Genomic DNA, 24,246 nt, shown 5'->3' with positions numbered 1-24,246 from the left:
CACAAGGTTCACTATGGATTTTTTATCTGTTCAATTTCATTCTACAATTAAGCAAATATAAAAAAATAATATAACAACAAAAAACAGAGCTTCAAAGGAGCTCTGTTTTTGTAGGCCTCAACTAATCACTTAGTTAATTCGATTATTTAGAGTCAAATTGGTCTGGAGTTGTATTATTATAAGACTCAATATAATTATTGAAGTTCTCAATCATGTCGTTAAGATTATTTTCATTTGCATCAGTAAGTACTTGACGTACAGAACCAACTACAGAGTTATAAGAGTTAACAAGCACTTCTCCACGATCATTATTTATGCTCTTAAGCAATATTTGAATTTCATTAAGTTCTTTTTCTACAGCTTGTTTGTCTGCATTTTTAGGAGCTCTTTCTACATTTTCTACAAGAGTAGTCAAGCGAAGCGTAGATTCCATTGCTGCTGCATAGCCTTTTTTTACCGTCTTTTTTCAATTTTTCGATTTGTTTCTTAGTTTGTTCAGTGTTAGCTTTGTTAAGAGCATCATTGAACTTCGCATAAGCCGCATCAAATTTTTCTACTTGTGCTACGCATTTAGCTGCTAGTTCTTTACCTTTAGCACCACCATCGTTCATGTAGGCTTTAGAGTCATCATAAGCTTTCAAATCTTTGAATGTTGGTACTAATTCATTAAGAATATTTAATACATTATCGCGTTCTGTGTCAACTTCTTTAAATGTAGAACTTTCTTTTTTAGATTTTTCTAAAGCATCTTTTAAAGTATCATAATGAGGTTGATGACCAATAGCATCTTCTTGAAAACCACCCTTTAGTTTAGCCAAACTATCTGCATAGTTTTGACCCCAATAAACTTCACCTAGTTTAGAGGAATTAGCGATAATTAATCAATCCATTTAAAATGCTTACACGCATTATAAATGCCATCTTTATCACAGTCTGTAGTAATATAATCAGCCTTTGCCTTTAATTCAGGGCGCGCATTACCCATAGCAATATTTAGCCACTCAGGCCTAAACATAGACAAATCATTACACCCATCACCAAATACAACAGCCTGATTTGGCTTCATTCCAAAGTGTTCAAGCATATTACGAATACCCAACGCCTTTTCCATAGGCTCATATAGAACACAGCCATCACCATAACGAATGAGCTTATGTGTCATATGCTCGATATCCTTCTCCTCTTCCTCTCCTTCCTTGAAAAACACATAAATCTTATAAAATTCTTCAACACTATGAAAGTCAAAATTAGGGTCTACAGTTGTTTTAAATACATCCCAATTTGGATGCCACTCTAAAATTTCCTTATACGGCGTAATACGACCGAGTTTATTACGGTCAGTTACGGCCCAAGGAATATTATGTGATTCTAAATACTCTAAATATTTAATACATGCATCACGATCCATACCTATCATGGATACCAATTCATTATTAACAGTGATACTGTGACCACCATCTGCTACGAAATCAGTAAGGCCTGCTTGCTCTGCGAAACGCTTAGCATCCACTTGAATACGACCAGTTGCTAAGGCTACACGGTGACCACGACGCTTTAACTCATCTAAACTGTATTGAGCACTTTCAGGGATTTTACCTTCAGGCCATACAGCTAAGGTATTATCGATATCGAAAAAGAAAAACTTCTGCTCCACAGGCCCTCCTAATCACGTCCGCTCATTAACTTAAATCGTTCTTTTTGCGCTACATCTGGATATTTTTCACAATCCACATCGCTCACAAACATTTCTAAGGGACGTACATACATATCGCGCTCATCATACAGTTTCTGATATACTACAAACTTTTCACCCGTCTCAGAGTGAGTCGCTACATCTAGCACATAATAATACATGCCTTTAAAATGACGATACAAGCCACCTTTTACTATATTACTCATCTATAACCTCATATAACATTCAATTGATTAACAAACATTTTCTTATCTCTTATTATATTACTATTATAAGATAAACTCACTCAAATCTAGCAAATTAACATTCTATAGTTTCCATATAACGAATCGCATCTGTCAACATTTCCGTTGTAATCTCGTATGGCGATACCACAACGTCTCGAACAGATACGGCCTTTTTCACGATTTGTAGTATATGAGATTCATCGAGTCCCATTTGTGAAAGTTTCGTAGGCCATCCAATTTCACGATATACAGGTAACCAACGTTTCAACTCATTTAACTTTTTATCTACAACAAAGAGAATTAGCAATCCATAAGCTACCATTTCACCATGTAAATGGTTCTTTTCTGTCTCTTCATTCGTAGCACAGCCATAACAAATGGCATGGGCAATAATACTGTTGTAGTCGCCAGGCATACAACCTGATACAATACCTGTCGTAAAGATGACGGTCATGACCATCAAATCAAAGGCTTCACTCCGATGCTTCGCCTCGTTATCCTTATAAGCTTGTAAACCATGTTTAAAAATAGGCTCACTACACATAGAGGACAACACAAGACCTAATTGTGTATTGTACACTTGTTCACGGCCACGAGCAGACATCAATGTTTCATAATGCTTGGCTATCGTATCTCCCATACCCGCCCATAAATAACGACTAGGAGCCTCTACGAGAATATCTGCATCAATAAAGCAGTGTACCGGTGGATGATTTACAAAAGCAATACCATCAAAGTTATGATCTGATGTATATACAGCGGCCGCTTCAGATGTAGCCGCACAAGTAGATGCGATAGTAGGAATCGTAAAGAACGGCTTATCATAGAGTTCTAGAGCGACTACTTTTACCGTATCAATGGCTTTACCTCCACCTACGGCAAAAAGAAAGTCTGCCACTTTCACAGATTCCATACGTGCAATTTCCTTACCTCGAGCAAAGGTACATTCACCACCAAAGTGAATCACGTCCAACACCTTGATACCCGCCCTATCAAGTACGGGGTGGAGATGCGGTAACGCCTTAGATAATGCTGTTTCACCACCAATAATGGCCACAGAATTTCCGTATAATTTTGTAAATTGTGGAATGGCGTCAAATACATCGTGACCGCCAAAGCTATAACTTGGAAAACAATGAGTGCTACGCATGAAAAATCTCCTTTATATACTATATATGTATTATAAAAATTCCCATCTATAAAAGCAATTTGAATTCATAAAAAGGCCCTATACTTTCACAAAAAATGAAAGCATAGAGCCTTTATCTTTATTACTTATTATCGGAAGCAAGACCTTTATGGATAAGACCCACAACAAAGCCTAATACCGCAAAGCTTACCCAACCCATACCAGCACTTTGGAATGGAATATATTGAGCAAAGAGCTGTTCCAAAGCTGCAGGTGCAATACCTGCAGTCTCAAGACCAGTCATAAGAGCAGAGATCATTGTGAACGCTACAGTCCATGCATATACGCAACGACGACCACCGAACACATTATGAAGAAGCGCCAACAAAATAATTACGATAGTCAACGGATACAAGAGCATCAACACAGGGATTGCTGCACTAATGATTGTTTTCAAGCCAAACATACTAAGGCCAAAGGCCGCTAGAGAGAAAATTACTACATATAATTTGTAGCTAATCTTTGGTGTCAGCTTGTGGAAATACGTACCGCAAGAAGTGATAAGGCCGATACTTGTAGACAAGCAAGCTAACAAAACGATGATAGCCAAGATGACTTGACCAAATTCACCAAACAAATAGTTAGCACTTACTGACAATACAGGAGCACCTGTTTCAAATAAGCCAAAGCGTTCAACACTTGTAGCACCGATATTAGCAATAAATACGTAAACAATACCAAGAAGGCCTACCGCAATAGCACCTACTTCCATTACTGTTTTTGTAATCACAGCACGAGAGGTAGCACCACTAAGGCGTACAAAATCGATCACAAGAATAGCAAAAACTACGGAAGCCAAGGCATCCATCGTATTGTAGCCATCTAAGAAACCTTGCAACACAGCTGTTGGTGCATCACCATATGCTGGTTGTGGTACCGCATAATTACCAAGCGGAGTAATAAAGGATTTAACAATTAACAACAGAATTACAAGTAGTAAAGCTGGTGTCAAAATATTACCGATACGGTTAACAAGCTTTTGCGGACTAATGGATAGCCACAAAGAAATACCAAAGAATAAAGCCAAGAAAATTGGTTCCATATTCATGCTTAAACCTTCAGCAAAAGGTTTAATAGCGATTTCATAAGCTACAGTACCAGTACGTGGCGTCGCAAACATTGGTCCAATACTCAAGTAAAGAGAACTAGTATACAACAAGCCATAAATCGGATGAACACGGCTTGCTAGTTCTTCAACATCTTTACAGGAAGAATAGCCCATTGCTACAACACCTAAGAGTGGAAGTCCTACACCAGTTAACACAAAGCCAAGCAAAGCCCAGCCCACATTATCACCAGCATGTTGCCCTAAGGCCGCTGGGAAAATCAAATTTCCTGCCCCAAAGAATAGAGCAAATAACATCATACCTATAGCCAAATAGGCACGGGTCGACAGATTGTCGTTACCATTCATAAATGTAACCCCCTTTAGGTCAATAAAATAATATTACTATTATAATCTAAAGGAGCTAAGGTATACAAGAAAAATATCCTCACTATTCTATATCCGTATAGAGTTATCCCCATAAGTAACAGACTTTAACTTTTACTTATAGAAATAAGTAGATAAATTCCTATTTTACAGTAATCATTACAGACTATTAATTGGTCATTCACTACAAAAGATTTCTTATATGAACTTGTACATCATAAAAGGTACTCCCCCATCCCTGATCGGTAGGACGAGCTGCGGTAAGCGCATTGATTGCCACGTGAGGATCACTTGATTGAGATTGCCACCATACACCGAGTGTTACCAATGTACCTCGCTGTACTTCATCATCATAGTATGCTTTAATTTTTACACTGCCACGATCATTATAGATTTCTACTTCAGCCCCATCGTTTATGTCATACATTTTTGCATCTTCTGGATGGATGCGAAGTTTCATCAACTCAGGATTATCAAAACCTAATTCACAGAAACTGGAGTCCAATATACGAATATCATTGCCAATTATGAGCCAAAACGGTGCATTGTCACCATACGGAGGTACATACCGAATCAATGGTTCTGCATCATGTGGATTATATAGCTCAATTTTCCCAGATGGAGTTTTGAAATCCATTTTATAATCTTCTGATACTGTCATTTCCACAGGCTCACCTGTTAGAATCAAATCTTGGTCACTCTTGGATATACGACTCGAAGTGTGCACAATTTGTTCAATAAGTTCTCTTTCACTAAGGTTAAAGAATGCATCCTCCAACCCCATACGTTTTGCTAACTCGGCGATAACTTGCCAATTGGAACGAGACTCCCCAACTGGATCAATCAGTTTGTAACCCGTACCAATTGTGTAATGACCATAAGAATTATAAATATCATCATGCTCTACAGATGTTGTGGCCGGCAAAATAATATCCGCATATTTACAGGTATCCGTAAAAAAACGCTCATGCACAATTGTGAATAAGTCATTACGCATCAAACCTTTACGAACCACATTTTGATTAGGTGCTGTAATAGCAGGATTTGAGGAAAACACATATAAGCTATGAACGCCAACTCCTTCGGGATTTGTAAGCATCTCCCCAAGTTTAATCATAGGCATCAATCGTTTAGCTGGCGCGTGAACATGAGCCTGTTGCATCACATCTTTGCCAATAAATTTACTACCACTAGCACTCGACAACAATCCACCCCCAGGATATTGCCATGCTCCAACCACAGCAGGCAAGGCATTAATAGCACGGCATGTCATAGCACCATTACCATATCGAGACAAACCACTGCCGAGACGGATAAACGGCGCTTTTGATGTAGCGTATGCATGAGCAAACTCAGTCATACGATCCACGGAAACACCACAAATATCAGATGCTTTCTCCGGCGTAAAATTAAGCAACACCTCTTTTACCAGCTCATCGTAGCCTTGGACATGTTCCTTAATAAAATCTGTATCCGCCAAACCGTCACGATGAATGATATGAAGCATACCTAATGCTAGCGCTCCATCACTACCTGGTTTAACGTAAATATGCTCATGAGCTTGGCTAAAAGTATAGGTTTTATGAGTATCGATAATCCAAACGCGGGCACCATTCTTTTTTGCTATGTTCACATCGTGTAAAATATGAACATCTGTAGCCGTCGCATTTATCCCCCACAAGACGATACAGTCGCTATGCTGCGCCTCTTGTGGTTTAATACCTAATGTTTCCCCATAAACAGACCGAAACCCCGCTTGTTTAGCAGGAGAGCAAATACCTCGATCTTGGTCTGTAGCACCAATACAACGGAAAAAATAATCTGCTGCAGGACTCTGAATAACCCCCATTGTTCCTGCATAAGAGTAACGCAAAATACTTTCACTACCATAAGTATCAATAGTTTCTTTGAAATTATTGACAATTGCATCAAGGGCTTCATCCCAACTAATACGAGTGTACTGATCTTCACCAATTCCCTTTTTACCGACACGCTTCATAGGGGACTTCAAGCGCAATGGAGAATGGATTACTTTTTCATAATGTGCCATCTTAGGGCATAGTGTACCTCTTGTGAAAGCATGTGCTCTATCCCCTCGAACAGATATTACTTTATTATTATCGACTGATACAATGAGTCCGCATGCATCAGGACAATCGTAAGGGCATACAGATTTATATTCTTTCATGATAAGCACCTCGCTTATAAATTGTACAAACTATAGGATGTATATTTATATTATATAATAGTATGACTCGTATAAGTATAACCTTTTGCACATATTCTGAATTAAAAAGGTTTTAGAAATGATTATTTTATGTATATCAATGCATTCAATTATCACATTACATTTATGACCTCATCATTTATTTTGATATATGTAGTTAAACATTTCAAGTTTTATCGATATCTATCCATTATCATTCTTGTCCAATGCCTAAACAGATATACTAATAAGTTCTATAAAAATACCAAATTTCTTCAAAAAAATCATGCAATCATTACTAAAAGTCATAACCATATAGTTTTAGGTATAATCAGACATTTTAATAGTGTCGTATAGATTATGTGACAAAAATCACCGGTACGTATGCGTATTTAGTAATGTCGTTCAGACTGTAAGACTATTCAATCTCACTTGTTTCTGTGCTATACTGACAGTGTCATTTGAGAGGATATAGAACTCACAAGAAATCATTTTGAATTCATGGTTATCTAATGTGAAGTAGCTATATCAGGTACATATTTTCTGAAAAGAGGTTTTAACGATGGCAGACGCAAAAAACACTGTGTTATTCCCTTATGAAACACTAAAAAAATTGAGCATGGACGCTTTCCAAAAATTTGGTTTCTCCGAAAAAGAAGCTGACATCATCCAAGACGTACTTTTGACTTCTGACTTGTTCGGTATTCAAAGCCATGGTATGCAACGTATGGTTCGTTACCATAAAGGTATCACTAATGGCTTGATTAAAATCGACGCTAAACCTGAAATCGTAAAAGAAACTCCAATTTCTGCAGTTATCGACGGTCATGACGGCATGGGTCAATTATTGGGTCATAAAGCTATGGAAATGGCTATCGAAAAAGCTAAAAAATCCGGTGTTGGTATCGTATCTGTACGTAACTCCAACCACTACGGTATCGCTGGTTACTATGCTAAAATGGCATCCGACCAAGGCTTAATCGGTTTCTCTTGTACAAACTCCGAAGCAATCATGGTTCCTACATATGCTCGTCAAGCTATGCTTGGTTCCAACCCTATCGCTTGGACTGTACCTGCAGATCCTGTTGACTTCTTCTTCGACTGCTCCACTACAGTAGTAACTCGTGGTAAACTCGAAATGTACAATAAAATGGCTAAAGCTACTCCAGATGGTTGGGCTGTTAACAAAGACGGCGTTCCTTCCAATGATGCAGCTGAAGTATTGGGCAACATCTCCCGTCATGAAGGCGGCGGTATCCTTCCTCTAGGCGGTGCTACTGAAGTTCTTGGCGGCCATAAAGGTTATGGTAACGGCATGATTGCTGAATTATTCTCCTCCATCTTGTCCCAAGGCGGCACTTCCAACAAATGTATGGTTGGCGGTAAATCCAATATCTGCCACGGCTTCATGGCTATCAACCCTGAATTCTTCGGCGACCCAGCTGAAATCAAAAAACACTTCTCTCAATTCTTACAAGAATTACGTGAAGCACCTAAAGCTCAAGGTCAAGATCGTATCTACACTCATGGTGAAAAAGAACACGAATCCGTTGCTAAAGTTAAAGCAGAAGGTATCCCTGTTCTTAACGGTACAATGCTTGAAGTTCAAGACCTTTGCAACGAATTAGGCCTTGATTTCAAATCCTACTTTGGCGATTATGTACCAGAAGCTCCTGCTACAATGTTCAAAGGTAACTACTAATATCTTAAGTTAGTATTGGCCCTGACACGGACATGTAGTTAGTACAGAAAGGGGACATAAACACTGTTTATGTCCCCTCTCTTATGTTTTAACCTCTCACAACGATGAGGTTAAAAATTTTTAGAGATTATATCACTTTTTGCGATAAGTATATCTATTAATATGTTGTAACTTCTTATTTTTGCTGAACTTTTACAAAATTATATAATAGCATTTTACTCATCAAATAATTTGATTAACACTACATCGTCCTGTTAAGCATATAAAAATTTTTATTTTATCGAAAGGATGATTTTAGAAATGAGTGCTATCACCGTTTTATTAGCGTTAGCGCCTATCATTTGGTTAATCGTAGCATTATCCATCTTGAAATTACCGGCATGGCAAGCAACCACTGTTGCCGCAATCGGTTCTTTTGTTATCGCCATTACAGCATTCCAAGCTGATCCATTCCACATGGCGACAGGCGCCCTCGAAGGTGCCGCATTGGCCCTTTGGCCAATCCTATTAGTTATTACAGCTGCTATCTTTGTTTATAACTTGGTAGTATACACAAAAGCCATGGAAACTATTAAAACCATGCTTTCATCTGTAACATCTGATACTCGTGTACTTGCATTATTACTTGCATGGGGCTTCGGTGCCTTCATGGAAGGTATGGCTGGCTTTGGTACTGCCGTTGCAATTCCAGCTGCTATGATGGTTGCCGTAGGTTTTGACCCACTAAAATCTATCATTGCATGTCTCGTTGCAAACTCTGTACCAACAACATTTGGTTCCATTGGTATTCCAACAACTACATTGGCTTCCTTAACTAGCCTTGATCCAAGCCATTTAGGTACATTCATTTCCGTACAATTGTTCTTACTTAACCTTATCGCTCCATTCTTCGTTGTTATGATCATTGGTGGCGGTATCAAAGCGTTAAAAGGTGTATTCCTTGTAACATTACTTTCTGGTTTAGCATTAGCTGTTCCTGAAACTGTAATTAACGCAGTAATGGGTCCAGAATTATCCGTAATCTCTGCATCTATCGTTATCATGGCAGTTATCATTATCTGTGCAAAAATCATGCCTCCTAATGATCCTGAATACGCAGTAAAACAAACCGGCGAAGCTCCTAGAGTTTCTGGTGGCGAAGGCCTTATTGCTGCAATGCCATTCATCTTAATCTTCGTATTATTATTATTAACGTCTAAATTGTTCCCTGCAATTAATGGTCCTCTTGCGTCCATTAAAACAACTGTACCTATTTACCAAGGCACTGGTGCAAAGCCTTACACATTCGTATGGATTGCAACTCCTGGTATCATGATTTTTATCGCCGGTATTGTTGGCGGTTTCATCCAAAAAGCAAAAGCCGGTGAAATCTTCGGTACATTGGGTAGCACTGTTAAGAATTTGAAATTCACATACCTTACTATCATCACGGTTGTTATGACAGCTAAATTGATGACGTATTCCGGTATGACTGCAGATATCGCAAAAGCAATGGTTGCCGGTACGGGTACCTTATATCCGCTATTCGCTCCTATCGTAGGTGCATTGGGTGCGTTCCTGACCGGTTCCGGAACAAACTCCAACGTACTGTTCGGCCCGCTTCAAATCGCTGCGGCTCAAGGCCTAACCCCTGCAAACTGGGAAGACCTCGGCTTCTGGTTGGCAGCCGTTAACTCCGGTGCAGCCGGTATCGGTAAAATGCTGTCTCCACAATCCATTGCAATTTCCATCGGTGCCGTAGGTCCTGCTTTGAAAGCATATCTGGAAAGCCATAAGGAAATCAGCGCCGAAGAAGCTCATAAATTAGAAAACGAAGTACAGGCGAATGTTATCATGAACAGCGCTTTCAAATACTTCCTCATCTTCATCGTTATGCACGGCTGTATCTCCTACTTCGGTCAGCATTTCATCCATGAAATTCACCACTTCTTCTTCTAAGAACTGGTAACAATACAAAAAAGAACAGCTCGTGAAGAGCTGTTCTTTTTTGTTGCCACATATGAGAATACCACATATAACATGGCTTAATGATAATACAGTTTAGAGTTCACTAATTTGCTACATATAATTATAACAATCTATTAATAAGCCTCTTGCTCTACTTCCCATTTAGTAAAGGTCCCAGTATCTGCATCAATTTCAAAATCATATTCATAACCATTATAATGTATTTCGCCTTCATACTCTAAACGGCCATTCTCATAATCACGATTGAATTCAGTTACATTAGCAACTGTTGCACCCGGCACATTTGCTAAGGCGCTTTAAACAGCCTCATCAGAACTAATAGCTTTTACTGAAAATACTACAGGGGTAATCAGGATAGCTACTACAGTCAAAATCAAAGATTTTGCCATTTTTTTCATATAATTCTCTCCTACACACATAAATTGAATTAATATTCTAAATATAAATAATATCAATTATTGTAATTGATAAGAGAAAAGATAGCAAATCATAATTCTTAACAAGAAAAATCTATAGAAATTATCTACCAATCATGTTACAATACATCGTATCAAATAGATAAAATTAAATGCAGTCTGCGAAGTGCGATTCGCAGGCTTTTATTTTTCTCATTTTAAGACAGGAGGATTTTATGAATGAAAAAAATTCTGCTAAGGTTTCCTTTATCTTGGTAGTATTCCTTGGCATGTTAACAGCCATAACACCACTCGCAACAGATCTGTATTTACCTGCATTACCGATTATGCCTGGCGAATTAAATACAACAGCATCAAATATTCAAATGACCATTGGTGTTATGACCTTTGGTGTTGCATTAGGCCAATTATTTGGTGGTCCTATTAGTGACACAATGGGGCGTAAGGTACCACTTATTATAGGTAATTTACTATGTGTTATTTCTGGCCTTATATGTGCCTATGCACCGAGTATCGAAATACTTTTACTAGGAAGATTTCTACAAGGTTTAACCGGATCTGTAGGCGTTGTAATTGCCAAAGCCATTGCTCGAGACTTTGCATCTGGTCAAGAATTAACAAAACTTTTTGCCTTACTCATGATGGTTAACGGCCTCGCACCAGTCCTTGCACCTTTAGTAGGTGGTCAACTGCTCTTATTTACTACATGGCGTGTAATCTTTGTTATCTTAGCAGTATTCTCTGCTATTTTATTGGTAGGCTCTTTTCTTTTCCATGAAAGCTTACCAAAAGAAAAACGTATAGCAGGCGGTATCGGGACAGCAACCAAAAACTATATTACACTTATTAAAGATAAACAATTCTTAGGACAAACATTAATTCAACTCTTTGCATTTGGTGCATTCTTTGCGTATATCTCTGGTTCTTCCTTTATATACCAAAATATCTTTCAACTATCTGCTCAAGAGTTTAGCTATTTATTCGGTATTAATAGCTGCGGTATCATTTTAGCTAGTGCCATTAGTGGTCGTGTAAGTAATGTTATAACATCACGTCAATTACTTACATTCAGTTTATGGCAACTGACTATCGGTTCCTTACTATTTTTAGTATCCATGATTTTTGAATGGTCCCTTATTCCTGTAACATTTATCTTATTCTTTACGGTATGCACCGTATCCCTATTTGGCTCTGCCTCTTTCTCTATGGCAATGACTAAATACGGTAAAATGGCTGGAAGTGCCTCTGCAGTACTTGGCTTTGCTAGCATGTTCTCTGCAGGAATCGTATCTCCATTAGTTGGTATTGGTGGGGAATATACGGGGGTACCCATGGGGATTACAATGCTAGTATGTGCAGCGCTTTCCTTATTGTGCCTATATGGGTTAGTAGAGAAAGAATAATTTCTTTTATAGATTTGTATGAGCCCCACAATGGGGCCCCACTACAACTAAATAATATTAGTATATAAATACGATACCCCTTTCCTTGCTCAGTACGTCACTACGTTCCGTAAAATCGCTTCGGAAAGGGGTATCGTATTTATATTAACATTATTATAGAGGCGTCCCATTGTTGAGCTTTACAAGCATATTTCATAATAGATTAGTTTTTTTATCTACAAACACTCTAAACACATTAACGAAAAGCGCCTACTCAACTGATTGTAGAAAAGAATACAGCCCTCTCTGCAGCGATTTTACGGAACGTAGTGACGTACTGAGCCAAGAGGGGGCTGTATTTTTTCTATACTAGTAATATGCAGTTGTATTCGGGCCCCATTATAAAATGTAAGGGACCTTATCACTTATTTACAGTAGCTCCATCGAGTTACACAACTATTAGTTTAGCAAAAATTCGCAATACATTAACTACTTACTCGAACATTGTCGATAGTAGTAGTTTTAATCGGTTTGCTTGGTTTACTGCACTGGATCCTGGATCGTAGTCGATAGCCGCAATTCGCACGTCTGGGTAGGCAGCGGATAGTGTTTTCACCATACCTTTACCTGTTACGTGGTTCGGCAAACAACCAAATGGTTGTAAGCATACGATTTGTTTAGCTCCTTTTTCGATGAGATCGATCATATCGCCTGTGAGGAACCAGCCTTCACCGCATTGGTTACCAAGACCGATGAATTGAGCTGCTTCTTTAGCCACTTCTGTCATACGTTGTAGAGGATCAAAGTTTTTAGACGCCGCTACAGCTTTAGCGTATGGCAAACGGTATAGTTCAAGGGCTTCACGAGCCAATGTACCAAAGAAGCCTGATAGCCATGTACCATCAAGGTGTTTCGCACGATAAGTGCTATCCATTGCACAGTACAAGAAGAAATCTAGCAAGCCAGATGTAACGACTTCGCCGCCTTCCTTTTCAATGAGTTCATTAATATGGTTGTTAGCACTTGGGTGGAATTTAACGTAAATTTCCCCTACGACGCCAACACGAGGTTTCTGTACATCCTTGTTGACTGGCAAGTTATCAAAGTCATGAATGATTTCTTTAATATACTTGTTGTATTGACGAAGGCTTGCAGATGTAATGTTTTCACGGAGCTTTTTAAGCCAGTAATCACATAATGCATCGGTAGAGCCAGGGTTCTTTTCGTATGGGCGTGTAGCCAATACGCATTGCATGATAGCGTCCCCGTATACTACGGCTTGAATCATGCGATGTAAGAAGCCTTTTGTCAATTTGAAGCCCGGTTGACGTTCCATATCGCTCGCATTGAGGGATAGGATTGGCACTTGTTTCATACCAGCATCAATCAATGCTTTACGTAAGTAACCGATGTAGTTTGTAGCACGACAACCACCACCAGTTTGAGAGATGATAACAGCAGTCTTCTCTACATCATATTTACCGGATAACAGTGCGGACATAAGCTGACCTACAACAATAATCGCGGGGTAACATGCATCATTATTAATATATTTCAAACCCACTTCAATATCATCACGCGTAGGCGCTGGCAACATTTCAAAGTCATATCCTTCATTTTTGAGAACTGGCTCTAAGAGGCTAAAATGCAATGGTGACATTTGTGGTACCAAGATTTTATAAGTCTTACGCATTTCTTCTGTAAAGACAACGCGATTGTAATCGTAAGTTGATAATTTCTCTACCACTACCTCTTCCGACGCCTCAGGATTATGATGACGACGCAAACTACGTTCCATTACAGATTGCAAGGATCGCAAACGGATTGTCACGGCTCCAAGGTTTGTACCTTCATCGATTTTGAGCAAGGTATGGATTTTGTGGTTTGCTGAAAGTATATCTTTTACCTGATCTGCTACGATAGAATCCAGTCCACAACCAAAGGAGTTAAGCTCTACAATTTGGAATCCTTCAGTTCTACTTACAAATTCAGCGGCACGATATAGGCGACTATGGTAGGACCATTGGTCTACAACGCGTAAATGCTTGATTTCATTGCCTAATGGGGCAACGCCATCTTCTGTAAGAACAGCCATACCAAGAGATGTAATAAGTTCAGGAATACCATGGTTAATACCGGAGTCTAAATGATATGGACGGCCAGCCAATACGATTGTCGGAATTTGTTCTGCCACGAGCCGAGATACAGTTTTCTTTGTCGTTTCACGGTAAGACGCTTTGCAGTTTTCCTGCTCTTCCCAAGCGAGGTCTATAGCCTTAGCAATATCCTTCTTCTTTAAGTTTAAAAAATCCAATGCTTTCACAAGGGCCGGAACAAGGGATTTTTTATCAGCTAACGGCAAGAATGGTGCGTGGAACGGAGTATCGTCCAATACCTCTTGCATATTATTTTTGATAAGTTCTGGATAGGAAATAACCATTGGACAATGGTAATTATTGTCGCGACTAAATTCCTTAGGGCCATGTTGAATACAAGGGTACCAAATAAAGTCTACCTGTGCATTCGCTAAATCTCGAATATGACCATGCACAGCTTTTGCAGGATAGCAAGCTGTATCGGATGGAATTGTATCGATAGCTTTATTGTATTGATCCTTAGTCGTATAATCTGAAAGGATTACTTCATAACCCAAGCTATTGAAGAATGTGAACCAGAATGGGAAGTCCTCATACATGTTGAGAACGCGAGGGATACCTACACGCATTTTACCTTCAAACTCAGGAATATTTTTCTTCAAGTAGTAATCAAAGTAACGACGTAATTTTACATCTACCAAGTTAGGAACTGGCTTACGCTTCTCTTGGATCATATCGCCAGCACCGCGGTCACAACGGTTGCCAGTTACGTACGTACGACCATCGGAGAAAGCGTTGATAGTAAGCATGCAATTATTTGGGCAAAGACCACAATTGCGCATTGTCGTAGATACTTGTAAAGAATTAAGGCCTTCACTATCTAGCAATGTGCTTTCACCCTTTTGTAACTCTTCCGCCGTTTCTGCTGCAAGAAGAGCCATACCGTATGCACCCATCAACCCAGATACATCAGGGCGAATCACCTCTACGCCCATCAATTTCTCAAAGGCACGCAAAACGGATTCGTTATAGAACGTACCTCCTTGTACAACGATATGATCGCCTAATTCTTTAGGATCTTTCACCTTAAGAACCTTATAAAGGGCATTTTTAATTACAGAATAAGCAAGACCTGCTGCGATATCTTGTACCGTAGCACCTTCTTTTTGAGCCTGCTTAACCTTAGAGTTCATAAATACGGTACAACGAGAGCCTAAATCGATTGGCATAGGTGCCAATAATCCTTCTTTTGCGAATTGATCGATAGGAATTCGTAGCCCGGATGCAAATGTATCAATAAAAGAACCGCAACCAGAGGAGCAAGCTTCGTTCAACACGATATCTTCGATATACCCATCACGAACCTTACAGCATTTCATATCTTGACCGCCAATATCCAAAATAAAGGATACATCAGGGCAGAAAAAGCGGGCCGCACGATAGTGAGCCATCGTTTCTACTTCACCGATATCGATGCCGAGAGCGCGTTTAAGAAAGGCCTCGCCGTAGCCGGTTACGCCAGAGTGTGCAATATAGGCACCTTTTGGCAATAATTCATATATTTTCTCGATGATTTCACGAGATTTTTCTAATGGTTTACCATGGTTAGGACCATAATGAGAGAATATAATTTCCTTATTGCTGTTAATGAGTACTACCTTAAGTGTAGTAGAACCAGCATCAATACCAAGGTAGCAAGGACCCTGAGCATCCTCGATATTCGCCTTTGGCGTTACAGCCTTAGCGTGACGAGCACGAAAATCTTCTAATTCTTGTTCATTCTTAAATAGCGGATCAACACGGTCTGTAGCTTCCATGGGAATACCGATAAGTGCACCGATTTCCTTTGTCAATTGGCCAACAGTAATCTCGCGGCACTCATCTTTCATCAATGCCGCCCCTAAAGCAATGAACAATTCACCATTCTCAGGGATAATGCGATGCGCTTCATCTAGCTCTAAGGTATCGCAGAAGCATTGGCGTAATTCAGACAAAAATATCAACGGACCGCCAAGGAACGCTACATTACCTTCGATTTTATGACCGCATGCAAGGCCAGCAATCGTTTGATTTACAATTGCTTGGAATACAGATTTTGCAATATTTTCATGAGATGCGCCTTGGTTTAACAAAGCTTGTACGTCTGTTTTAGCAAATACGCCACAGCGTGCCGCAATTGGATAAATCGTATCAGCATTCATGGCTAATTGGTTAAGGCCAGATGCATCTGTCTGCAATAAAGTCGCCATTTGGTCAATAAAAGCGCCCGTACCACCAGCACAGGAGCCATTCATACGATGTTCTGCAGTTTGACCTAAATACGTAACCTTCGCATCTTCACCACCAAGTTCGATGATAACGTCTGTCTCTGGATAGAGGGCTTTCACAGCTCGCGTTTCAGCAATAACCTCTTGTACGAATGGGATGCGCACCTTTTCGGCCATAGCCATCCCACCAGAACCAGTAATACACACATGAACAAGAGCGTCTTCATGACCAACTTGAGCCTCTTGTAACAAGGTATATACTGTGTCCAATATGTTTGCATAATGGCGTATGTACTTTTTATACAAATAATTATCGTGTTCGTCCAATAATACAACTTTAACCGTTGTAGACCCCACGTCAATCCCCATGCGTAGCATGTGCTGCATAAATACCTCTCTTTTTAACGACTGTATGACCACCTAAGTGACCATACTTATTTTTGTGAAAGTCTCACATGTAATATGTACAACATATATAATGTACTAAGCATCTAAAATAAACAATTAAATTAGATAAGGATATAATACTTTCACCAAAATATCTAAATTTTTAAATATCCTATCTTTATTATACAACAACAGCAGTTAAAATCTAAGTTATTTCTATATCTAAAATGTTATAGAAAATATATTAAGATTTGAATTACAAAGTCATATATATAATAGGATGTAAAAAATATTATACCATTTTACAATGAAAAATAACGTATCTTTTGTAACATAACAGGTCAAATCAAATGTATTAATTGCATCAGACAATATGTAATATATAAGAAACTAACCCCAAAATTGATTCCAATCTCGGGGTTAGTTCATAAGACAGTACGTCTTATTCGTATCTATAAAGTTATGTCATAAGAGAGTATTAAATTTAATACATATATGTTATTACAATCATTGATTAGAACGCTGGGATGATAGCCCCTTTGTAATGTTCTTCGATGAACTTCTTAACTTCTGGAGATTGTAATGCTTTAGCTAATTTTTGGATAGCTGGTTTATTTTCATCACCAGGATTTACGGAAAGAAGATTTGCATATGGAGAATCAGCTTTTTCTACGAATAAACCATCTTTTGTAGGATTAAGACCTGCTGGCAATGCATAGTTAGCATTGATTACAGCTGCGTCTAAGTCTTGAATGGAACGAGGAATTTGGGCTGCCTCTAACTCTGTAATTTGGATGTTTTTAGGGTTGCTAGTCACATCAAATGGTGTATTAGTCAAACCAGTTGGGTCTTTCAAAGTTACAAGACCTGCACTTTGTAACAAAAGAAGTGCACGAGCACTGTTTGTTGGATCAGATGGAATCGCTACTTTTGCTCCATTAGGCAAATCTTTTAAATCTTTGATTTTTTGAGAGTAAATAGCCAATGGTTCGATGTGAACTGGGGCAAAGCTTACGAAGTTTGTACCATGATCTTTATTGAAATTATTTTGGTAAGGCACGTTAGCAAAGAAGTTTGCATCTACTTCTTTACTGGACAACGCCATATTTGGTTGGATGTAGTCCGTAAATTCAATGATTTGAAGATTTACACCTTCCTTAGCCAATAAAGGCTTAATTTGATTTAAGATTTCAGCATGAGGTACAGGGTTCGCTGCTACTTTTAACACCTCTGCTTTAGAACTACCAGCACTGCTGGAACTTGTGTCATTTGTGGAAGATCCACAACCACTAATCAATAAGGACGCGCCTAATACGGCCGTCGCTGCTAATGCTAACCATTTTTTCATGTAATCCTCCTATCTACGATGAACACCTACATCTATTGACGAGGACTCACGCGTATACAACACACGTAGATATTGTAATAAATTTATATATTCTTATTCATGTATCTACATTCAATTATTTAATAATTTCGATGTTGTAAATATAGCAGTTTAATTCCCACTCGTATAATAGTTTATTTATATCTTTCGATATAACTTTAAGCTATAGTAAAACTAGTATAAATTAAAATAGATTATAGTAATTATAATTTCATCAGCTCTGCAAAGGTGCCCACATTTACAAACATATGCTGTGTTGTTTTTAGCATTTGTACCATCAAAATGGCTCCTGTGCCTTCCCCCATCGACATTTGTGCTTGAATAGGAACCATGTCTTGAGTGATCCCCACCTCAGCTAAAGCAAGTTCCGTACCTTTTTCTTTAGACTGATGCGATGGTAATGCATAGTCCTTAACACGAGCGTTTATATGTGCTGCACAAGCAGCTGCCACAGATGTTATAAAACCGTCAATAACAAAAGGCTTTTCAAAATCTACACAAGCTAGCATCGCTCCAAGAATAGCAGCGATATCAAAGCCTCCTACATGAGCTACGATTTTACGAACTCGGTCAGACTCATGTTCAGAAACTATATTGTTCTTATGATGCTCTAAAACAGACCGAACAAAATCAATTTTACGCTTCATCATCTCTGGTTTGTCTGGCCAAGAACCAGGTCCTACAGTTTCCGTTGGCTTAGCTCCAATTAATGCAGACAAAACACAAGCAGAGGTTGTTGTATTCCCTAAACCCATTTCACCAAAGGAGAACAGATTGATTCCTTGTTCTACATAATGTTGAATCCGTTCATATCCAGCTTGAAAGGCTCTATTAAATTCATCCTCAGCCATGGCAGGATGGTTCAAAATATTCTTTGTACCCTTCGCTACTTTGCGATCCACACCAATACCATCATCTGAGGCAATTCCTACGTCTACAACCTCATAAGGAATATTGTTAAAGTTACAAAATTGTGTCGCCGATGAACGCCCTAGTAACATATTACGAGACTGCTTTTGTGTCACCTCGTAGTTATAACCTACATAGCCTTCCATGTTACAACCATTATCGGCAGAAAATATGATATGCTGTGGTCGAATTTCACCATTAATCTCGCCCCAAGCCGTGCAAATTTTGCGAAAATACATTTCCCATAAACCAAGACCTCCTGGGATGAGACATTTCGGTTGGAGAAATTTATTTAATTGTTTCTCTATAGGTAATACTGACTTATCTTTCATTCTAATCTCTAGTCCGCAACTAATATGCCAACTAGCCTTCTGTTAATTCGATATTATTCTATATGAAAGTATAACATAAATTACATATCTAGTAATGTGACTATTGTTAGTTTTTAAAAATATAATTTAGTTTTGAATTTTAGTCTTTTAGCATCTATATTTTTAGTTGAAATTATCATTATATAATTACAATCAATCTAGCAGATAAAAAAGGTTATCTCCTCACAGGATAACCTTTTATTTGAGTTATATAATTAAGTATTTTCTTAAACTTATCTAACCTACGAAATTAAGCACCTTGGAATTGTGGCATATCATCGCCACTGGAGTCGTCCAATTTACCCTGAAGGTCATGGTCAACCATGGCACACACAGATGCATCAGACCAAACGTTTTCAGCGGTTTCAATCATGTCGATAATCGTATAGATTGGCAAGATGATACCGAGCAAGCCGATTGGTGCTCCGATGGAGCTCATCAAGGACAAGGTCAAGAAATAGCAGCCCATTGGAACGCCCGCATTACCAATAGCAGCGAGAACTGCAATAAATAACCAGGCTACCATTGTGCCAATCGTTAATTCCATGCCAGCATTTTGCATTACGAATAAGGATGTAACAAGAATGAAAGCAGCACAGCCATTCATGTTAATTGTCGTACAAATTGGCAATACAAAACGAGCTACTGCAGGATGCGCTTTCAAATTATCCTCAGCAGACGCCAATGTAACAGGCAACGTTGCTGCAGAAGATTTTGTGAACAACGCAACGGCTACGGCTGGAGACATTTTACGGAATACGTCTACAGGGTTTAACCCACGGAATAACAAGAACAATGGAATTACGATAAAAAATTGGATTAAATTACCGCCGATAACAACAGCCGTATATTTACCTAAGGCACCAACAATTACACCTGCTTCGATCTGTGCAGATAATTGACCGGCAAAGGCAAGGATTCCGATTGGCAATACATAAAGCAATGCTTTAATCAACGTGAACAATAACTCTTGTAAACCAAATAACACTTTCAACACCGCTTCACGATTTTCTGTGCGTGGCATGAAAGCAAAGGCTAACCCAACGGATGCGGAGATGAACATTACGGACAATACATTAGCTTGTAAGTAAGGTTGCAAGATATTGTTTGGAATAACGGATAAGAAATGATCGTAATAGGTAACGGTACCGAGTTTTTCTGGTACTTGAGATGCGCCAGCACCGATTACATCAAGTGGTAAGTTACCTGGAGCAATCCAGAAGTATAAGCCAAGACCAACAGCCGCTGCACAAATGGTAGTAAGTAATGTATACACTACGGCATGACCAAAGATGCGACCTGTGTCCTTTTTAGCACCTAGCATAGATAATGTAGTAATAACCGCTAAAGACACTGTTGGAATCGCAATGAATTGGAACAAGCGAGTAAAGACTGCTGCAATAAAATTAAAGAGCTCATTTAGAGCTAGAATGTGTTGCCATCCTAAGATAGCGCCTATGATGAGAGCCCCCATCCATAAAATGAACTGACGCAATTTTCCTTGTCCACGACTTTTCAAGGTAATCTCTTGCGCTAAGGCATCCACATTTTTATTTTTTTGATCTGCCATAATAACACCTCTCTACAAACTAAACTATATGAGACTATAAAAAGAAACCCCAGCCCTAAGGGCTGGGATTACACTTATATCCTAGTCTCTTGTTAAAACATATTATAAAGATATGTATTAAAGCTGTCAAACCAAAAAAATTTGATATAAAGATTAATATATTCAATTAATGCGTCACTATAAAATCATAGAAAACAACACGAGTACGATCAGAGCTAAATAAAAAGTAAATCACATGCGGATCAATTCCACTCTCTCGGTGGATAACATAAACCGTATAGCCATAGGTAGGAACTTGTTCAAGTTGATAATATCCACCTGCTAATTGACGACCATATAGAAGCCACACAAATAAATTCCACTTTGTATAATCCTCAATTAAAAGGTCATAAGTGCTTTGTATATCCCCTTTTGAAAAAATAGAGTTGGCCTCATACGAATAAACTCTATTCTTAAACAGCTCTGGAGTAATAATTAAACCCGGTGCCGAAGATTCAGCAACAAGGTGTTCAAATGCTCTTACATCTTCGGGACTACCTTCAAAGACAATAGTAGTTGTGGAATCATAAAAACTTTCTATTGTTCCCCTTGAAGATATAGGATGCAATCCTTTCGGCACTATATCAGGGGCTCTAAAATGATCTGGTAATACTGTTGCATTTACTGGCCATCTTTGTTTCCATCGTGATACATCATTAACTTCACTTCCAAAAAGGATTTCATATATAAACATAGACATTAGTAATAAAGGTACTGCTACAAGTAATGTGCACCAAGCATATAAAATGTGTTTCTTCGGTAATGTTAAATGATACAAGTAGTAATAAAACTGTATTCTTATTGATAATGCTAAAATTACACCTACTATTACAAACCATAAACCTGGCAATTGAATATACGAATTCCCCCAAAGTAAAAAAACAAGGAATAAGATTGATAAAATGATATGTTTACCACAAGGAGGGCCTATTACCATTCGTATGGGTTTAATAAATCGATTCATAATATAGTCCTTACTTAGACTGATAAAACACAACCCGTGTCCCATCATTACTGATTAAAAGTTCCACAAAATGAGGCCTTTTAGTATTCCCATCATCTACAAACACATATAATCTATGATTTCGGGTAGAATTATATGTATCCTTCACCACTGTTTTTGTTTCTTTTCGGGGTGCAAAGCGCAACCACTCTATAAAATTTCGTTGCGGCAAATTTAAAGATTCTTCTTCTATACTTTCTATAATGTTATAGCTATTTGGGTGAGATATAAAGCGCTTTTTCTCCCCAGCATCTAAATCACGCAATACACCATCCGCATCAATTTGCGCTGTATAAGCTGCATTTTGCTTAGCTATCGCTTCATATTGTGAGATTACTTTAGGGTCTCCCTCAAGTACTGTATATCTCTCTGGATATACATTAGCCCATGCTAAATCACTACGAAAAGCAGACGCTCTATAAATACCTTCTGGAAGTTTCTCTGGTCGTTTTAACCCCTCCGGTAATTCTTCACTATTGGGCCAGCCTTGATTCCAATCCTTTGTGCTATACTCGAAAGAATCAAATTGATCAAGGCTTGTTTGCAAATCATACTTATACCAATCGCCTATTAGCCAAGAAAAGCTAAGAATAAACGCAATATACAAACACTAGGCCAATTGAGTGTGCCTTTTTTCAGATACAGTCTGTTTCTTAAAACGACCATATTGTAATAATAGACTCAATAGTATCATTACACCAAACACAATATATGTTATAGGAGCTATATTAAATAGCATGCTCAGTATAAAGAATACACTTATACATATTGTCAATAAGCCATAAAATCCTTGAAACAAAACTCTCTCCTTTTATGACAACACTTAAAACATCTTTTTATACAGCACTTCTATATCTTCACGGCTAATTTCAGCCATTGTATTAGCAATATTGCCTGTAGCTACGACGTACACGTTATCGACAAGCCAGGGAATGTCTTTTTTCGTAAAACCTAGTTCTGTAAGGTTTGTGGTAAGGTCTAACTCATGTACGATTAAATGCAGTGCTTCACCTAGTTCGGAGCCATCTCCATGGTTGAATATACGTGCCAATGTAGCAAATTTGTCTGGGTTAGCACTCCATGTATATTCCACTACAACCGGTTCGATAACGGCAAGGCCTACCCCGTGAGTAATATCTTTCAGCCCACTAGCAGGGTGTTCCATACCATGAGCGAGTGTGACACCAGCGGTATTAATAACCATGCCTCCAATTGTGCTAGCCAATGTAACGGCCTCCCAAGCTTTTATAAGCTGAGTTTCGTTGAGAATAGCTGATTTACTTTCAGCCTTTGCTTTCACATGTTTATATAGAGGCACAAGATATTGTGCTAACAAAGTTACAGCATAATGAGCTAATGCATCGGTAAAAGGTTGTGCCGTTTTAGAGGTATACGCCTCGATATTATGACAGAGTGCATCAAAGCCCACAGATGCCAATACATGAGGAGGCATGGTACCCATTACTGCCGGATCTACGATGGATACCTTTGGTACGATGGCATTACATCGCAAGGATTTCTTGTCTCCCGTTTCAGGGTTCGTAAGCACCCCGAAACCATTGCCTTCAGAACCTGTACCACAGGTTGTGGGAATTACAATTAGAGGCAACGCCTTATCACTGGTTTTACGGTTAAAGATATAGTCGTTAATGTCACCATCGTTAACGACCATAAATGCAATGCCTTTTGCACAGTCCATGATAGAGCCGCCACCGATGGCAATGACCATATCACAGCTTTCAGATTTAGCTAAAGCAGCGCCGTCCAATGCAGTCGTCGTTAAGGGATTGGCATCCACTTGATCAAACAACACATGTTCAATATGTGCCGCATCAAGTTTTGCTGTCACACGGTCATATAGTCCGGATTTTTTGGCACTCGTCCGCCCTGTTACGATTAGCGCTTTATTGCCATAAGGCTTAGCAAAATCAGCAACACTATCGACTTTATCCCAACCAAATTGGATATGTACTGGTAAAAAATAAGAGAACTCCATGTGAAC

18 protein-coding genes are annotated in these 24,246 nt (G+C 38.8%); 3 read left to right on the top strand and 15 right to left on the bottom strand.

The annotated features are described in order from the left end of the window. Positions 1-142: 142 nt before the first annotated feature. The 7 genes from Q7O55_RS03715 to Q7O55_RS03685 all read right to left on the bottom strand — a co-directional run bounded on the left by Q7O55_RS03715 (position 143) and on the right by Q7O55_RS03685 (position 6,729). On the bottom strand, positions 143-433 hold the full coding sequence (locus tag Q7O55_RS03715) for a hypothetical protein (protein ID WP_303928443.1): 291 nt from the start codon (positions 431-433) through the stop codon (positions 143-145). Then, positions 378-818: a DUF3829 domain-containing protein gene (locus Q7O55_RS03710; RefSeq protein WP_303928441.1), complete on the bottom strand. Its 441-nt coding sequence runs from the start codon at positions 816-818 to the stop codon at positions 378-380. The genes Q7O55_RS03715 and Q7O55_RS03710 overlap by 56 nt, the downstream gene beginning before the upstream one ends. A 59-nt stretch (positions 819-877) precedes the next feature. Further along, the gene (locus Q7O55_RS03705) at positions 878-1,654 is read right to left on the bottom strand and encodes an HAD family hydrolase (RefSeq protein WP_303928439.1); all 777 of its coding nucleotides are present in this window, start codon (positions 1,652-1,654) and stop codon (positions 878-880) included. Positions 1,655-1,662: 8 nt separating this feature from the next. Further along, a complete protein-coding gene (locus Q7O55_RS03700) occupies positions 1,663-1,899 on the bottom strand; it encodes a DUF1653 domain-containing protein (protein WP_303928437.1) in 237 nt (78 codons plus the stop codon). 94 nt (positions 1,900-1,993) lie between these two features. Next, a complete protein-coding gene (locus Q7O55_RS03695; RefSeq protein WP_303928435.1) occupies positions 1,994-3,070 on the bottom strand; it encodes an iron-containing alcohol dehydrogenase family protein in 1,077 nt (358 codons plus the stop codon). Between the two features lie 121 nt (positions 3,071-3,191). Then, positions 3,192-4,523 carry a branched-chain amino acid transport system II carrier protein gene (brnQ, locus tag Q7O55_RS03690; protein WP_303928432.1) on the bottom strand — a complete coding sequence of 444 codons (1,332 nt, stop codon included), beginning with the start codon at positions 4,521-4,523 and terminating at the stop codon, positions 3,192-3,194. 202 nt (positions 4,524-4,725) lie between these two features. Further along, positions 4,726-6,729, bottom strand: a complete 2,004-nt coding sequence (locus tag Q7O55_RS03685) for a molybdopterin-dependent oxidoreductase (RefSeq protein WP_303928429.1) — start codon at positions 6,727-6,729, stop codon at positions 4,726-4,728. Between the two features lie 580 nt (positions 6,730-7,309). Between Q7O55_RS03685 and Q7O55_RS03680 the strand changes: the two genes are divergently transcribed. Together Q7O55_RS03680 and Q7O55_RS03675 are read left to right on the top strand one after the other, a co-directional pair. Then, complete coding sequence (locus Q7O55_RS03680; protein WP_303928428.1) at positions 7,310-8,449, top strand: Ldh family oxidoreductase; 1,140 nt, start codon at positions 7,310-7,312, stop codon at positions 8,447-8,449. A 300-nt stretch (positions 8,450-8,749) separates the two neighbouring features. Further along, a complete protein-coding gene (locus Q7O55_RS03675; RefSeq protein ID WP_303928425.1) occupies positions 8,750-10,387 on the top strand; it encodes an L-lactate permease in 1,638 nt (545 codons plus the stop codon). 143 nt (positions 10,388-10,530) lie between these two features. On the opposite strand, the gene Q7O55_RS03670 is transcribed toward Q7O55_RS03675, so the two are convergent. Further along, complete coding sequence (locus Q7O55_RS03670) at positions 10,531-10,698, bottom strand: PepSY domain-containing protein (protein ID WP_303928422.1); 168 nt, start codon at positions 10,696-10,698, stop codon at positions 10,531-10,533. Positions 10,699-11,048: 350 nt separating this feature from the next. On the opposite strand from Q7O55_RS03670, the gene Q7O55_RS03665 reads away from it, so the two are divergent. Beyond that, positions 11,049-12,236: a multidrug effflux MFS transporter gene (locus tag Q7O55_RS03665; protein WP_303928418.1), complete on the top strand. Its 1,188-nt coding sequence runs from the start codon at positions 11,049-11,051 to the stop codon at positions 12,234-12,236. A 472-nt stretch (positions 12,237-12,708) separates the two neighbouring features. Here Q7O55_RS03665 and Q7O55_RS03660 read toward each other — a convergent pair whose 3' ends face one another. The 7 genes from Q7O55_RS03660 to Q7O55_RS03630 form a co-directional block, all read right to left on the bottom strand. Continuing rightward, positions 12,709-16,965 carry a 2-hydroxyacyl-CoA dehydratase gene (locus Q7O55_RS03660; protein WP_303928415.1) on the bottom strand — a complete coding sequence of 1,419 codons (4,257 nt, stop codon included), beginning with the start codon at positions 16,963-16,965 and terminating at the stop codon, positions 12,709-12,711. Positions 16,966-17,479: 514 nt separating this feature from the next. Next, positions 17,480-18,313, bottom strand: coding sequence for a MetQ/NlpA family ABC transporter substrate-binding protein (locus tag Q7O55_RS03655; protein ID WP_303928412.1), 834 nt, complete (start codon positions 18,311-18,313; stop codon positions 17,480-17,482). A gap of 242 nt (positions 18,314-18,555) precedes the next feature. Continuing rightward, a complete protein-coding gene (locus Q7O55_RS03650; protein WP_303928411.1) occupies positions 18,556-19,593 on the bottom strand; it encodes a nicotinate-nucleotide--dimethylbenzimidazole phosphoribosyltransferase in 1,038 nt (345 codons plus the stop codon). Between the two features lie 289 nt (positions 19,594-19,882). Then, complete coding sequence (locus tag Q7O55_RS03645; RefSeq protein WP_303928409.1) at positions 19,883-21,202, bottom strand: dicarboxylate/amino acid:cation symporter; 1,320 nt, start codon at positions 21,200-21,202, stop codon at positions 19,883-19,885. Positions 21,203-21,368: 166 nt separating this feature from the next. Then, a complete protein-coding gene (locus tag Q7O55_RS03640; protein ID WP_303928407.1) occupies positions 21,369-22,205 on the bottom strand; it encodes a hypothetical protein in 837 nt (278 codons plus the stop codon). A 10-nt stretch (positions 22,206-22,215) separates the two neighbouring features. Then, positions 22,216-22,851, bottom strand: a complete 636-nt coding sequence (locus Q7O55_RS03635) for a hypothetical protein (RefSeq protein WP_303928404.1) — start codon at positions 22,849-22,851, stop codon at positions 22,216-22,218. 216 nt (positions 22,852-23,067) lie between these two features. Next, the gene (locus tag Q7O55_RS03630) at positions 23,068-24,240 is read right to left on the bottom strand and encodes an iron-containing alcohol dehydrogenase (RefSeq protein ID WP_303928402.1); all 1,173 of its coding nucleotides are present in this window, start codon (positions 24,238-24,240) and stop codon (positions 23,068-23,070) included. Positions 24,241-24,246: the final 6 nt, after the last annotated feature.

It is taken from the genome of Veillonella parvula (genome assembly GCF_945949885.1).
GTDB lineage: Bacteria > Bacillota > Negativicutes > Veillonellales > Veillonellaceae > Veillonella > Veillonella parvula_B.
This window is presented reverse-complemented; position numbering and strand designations above follow the sequence as displayed.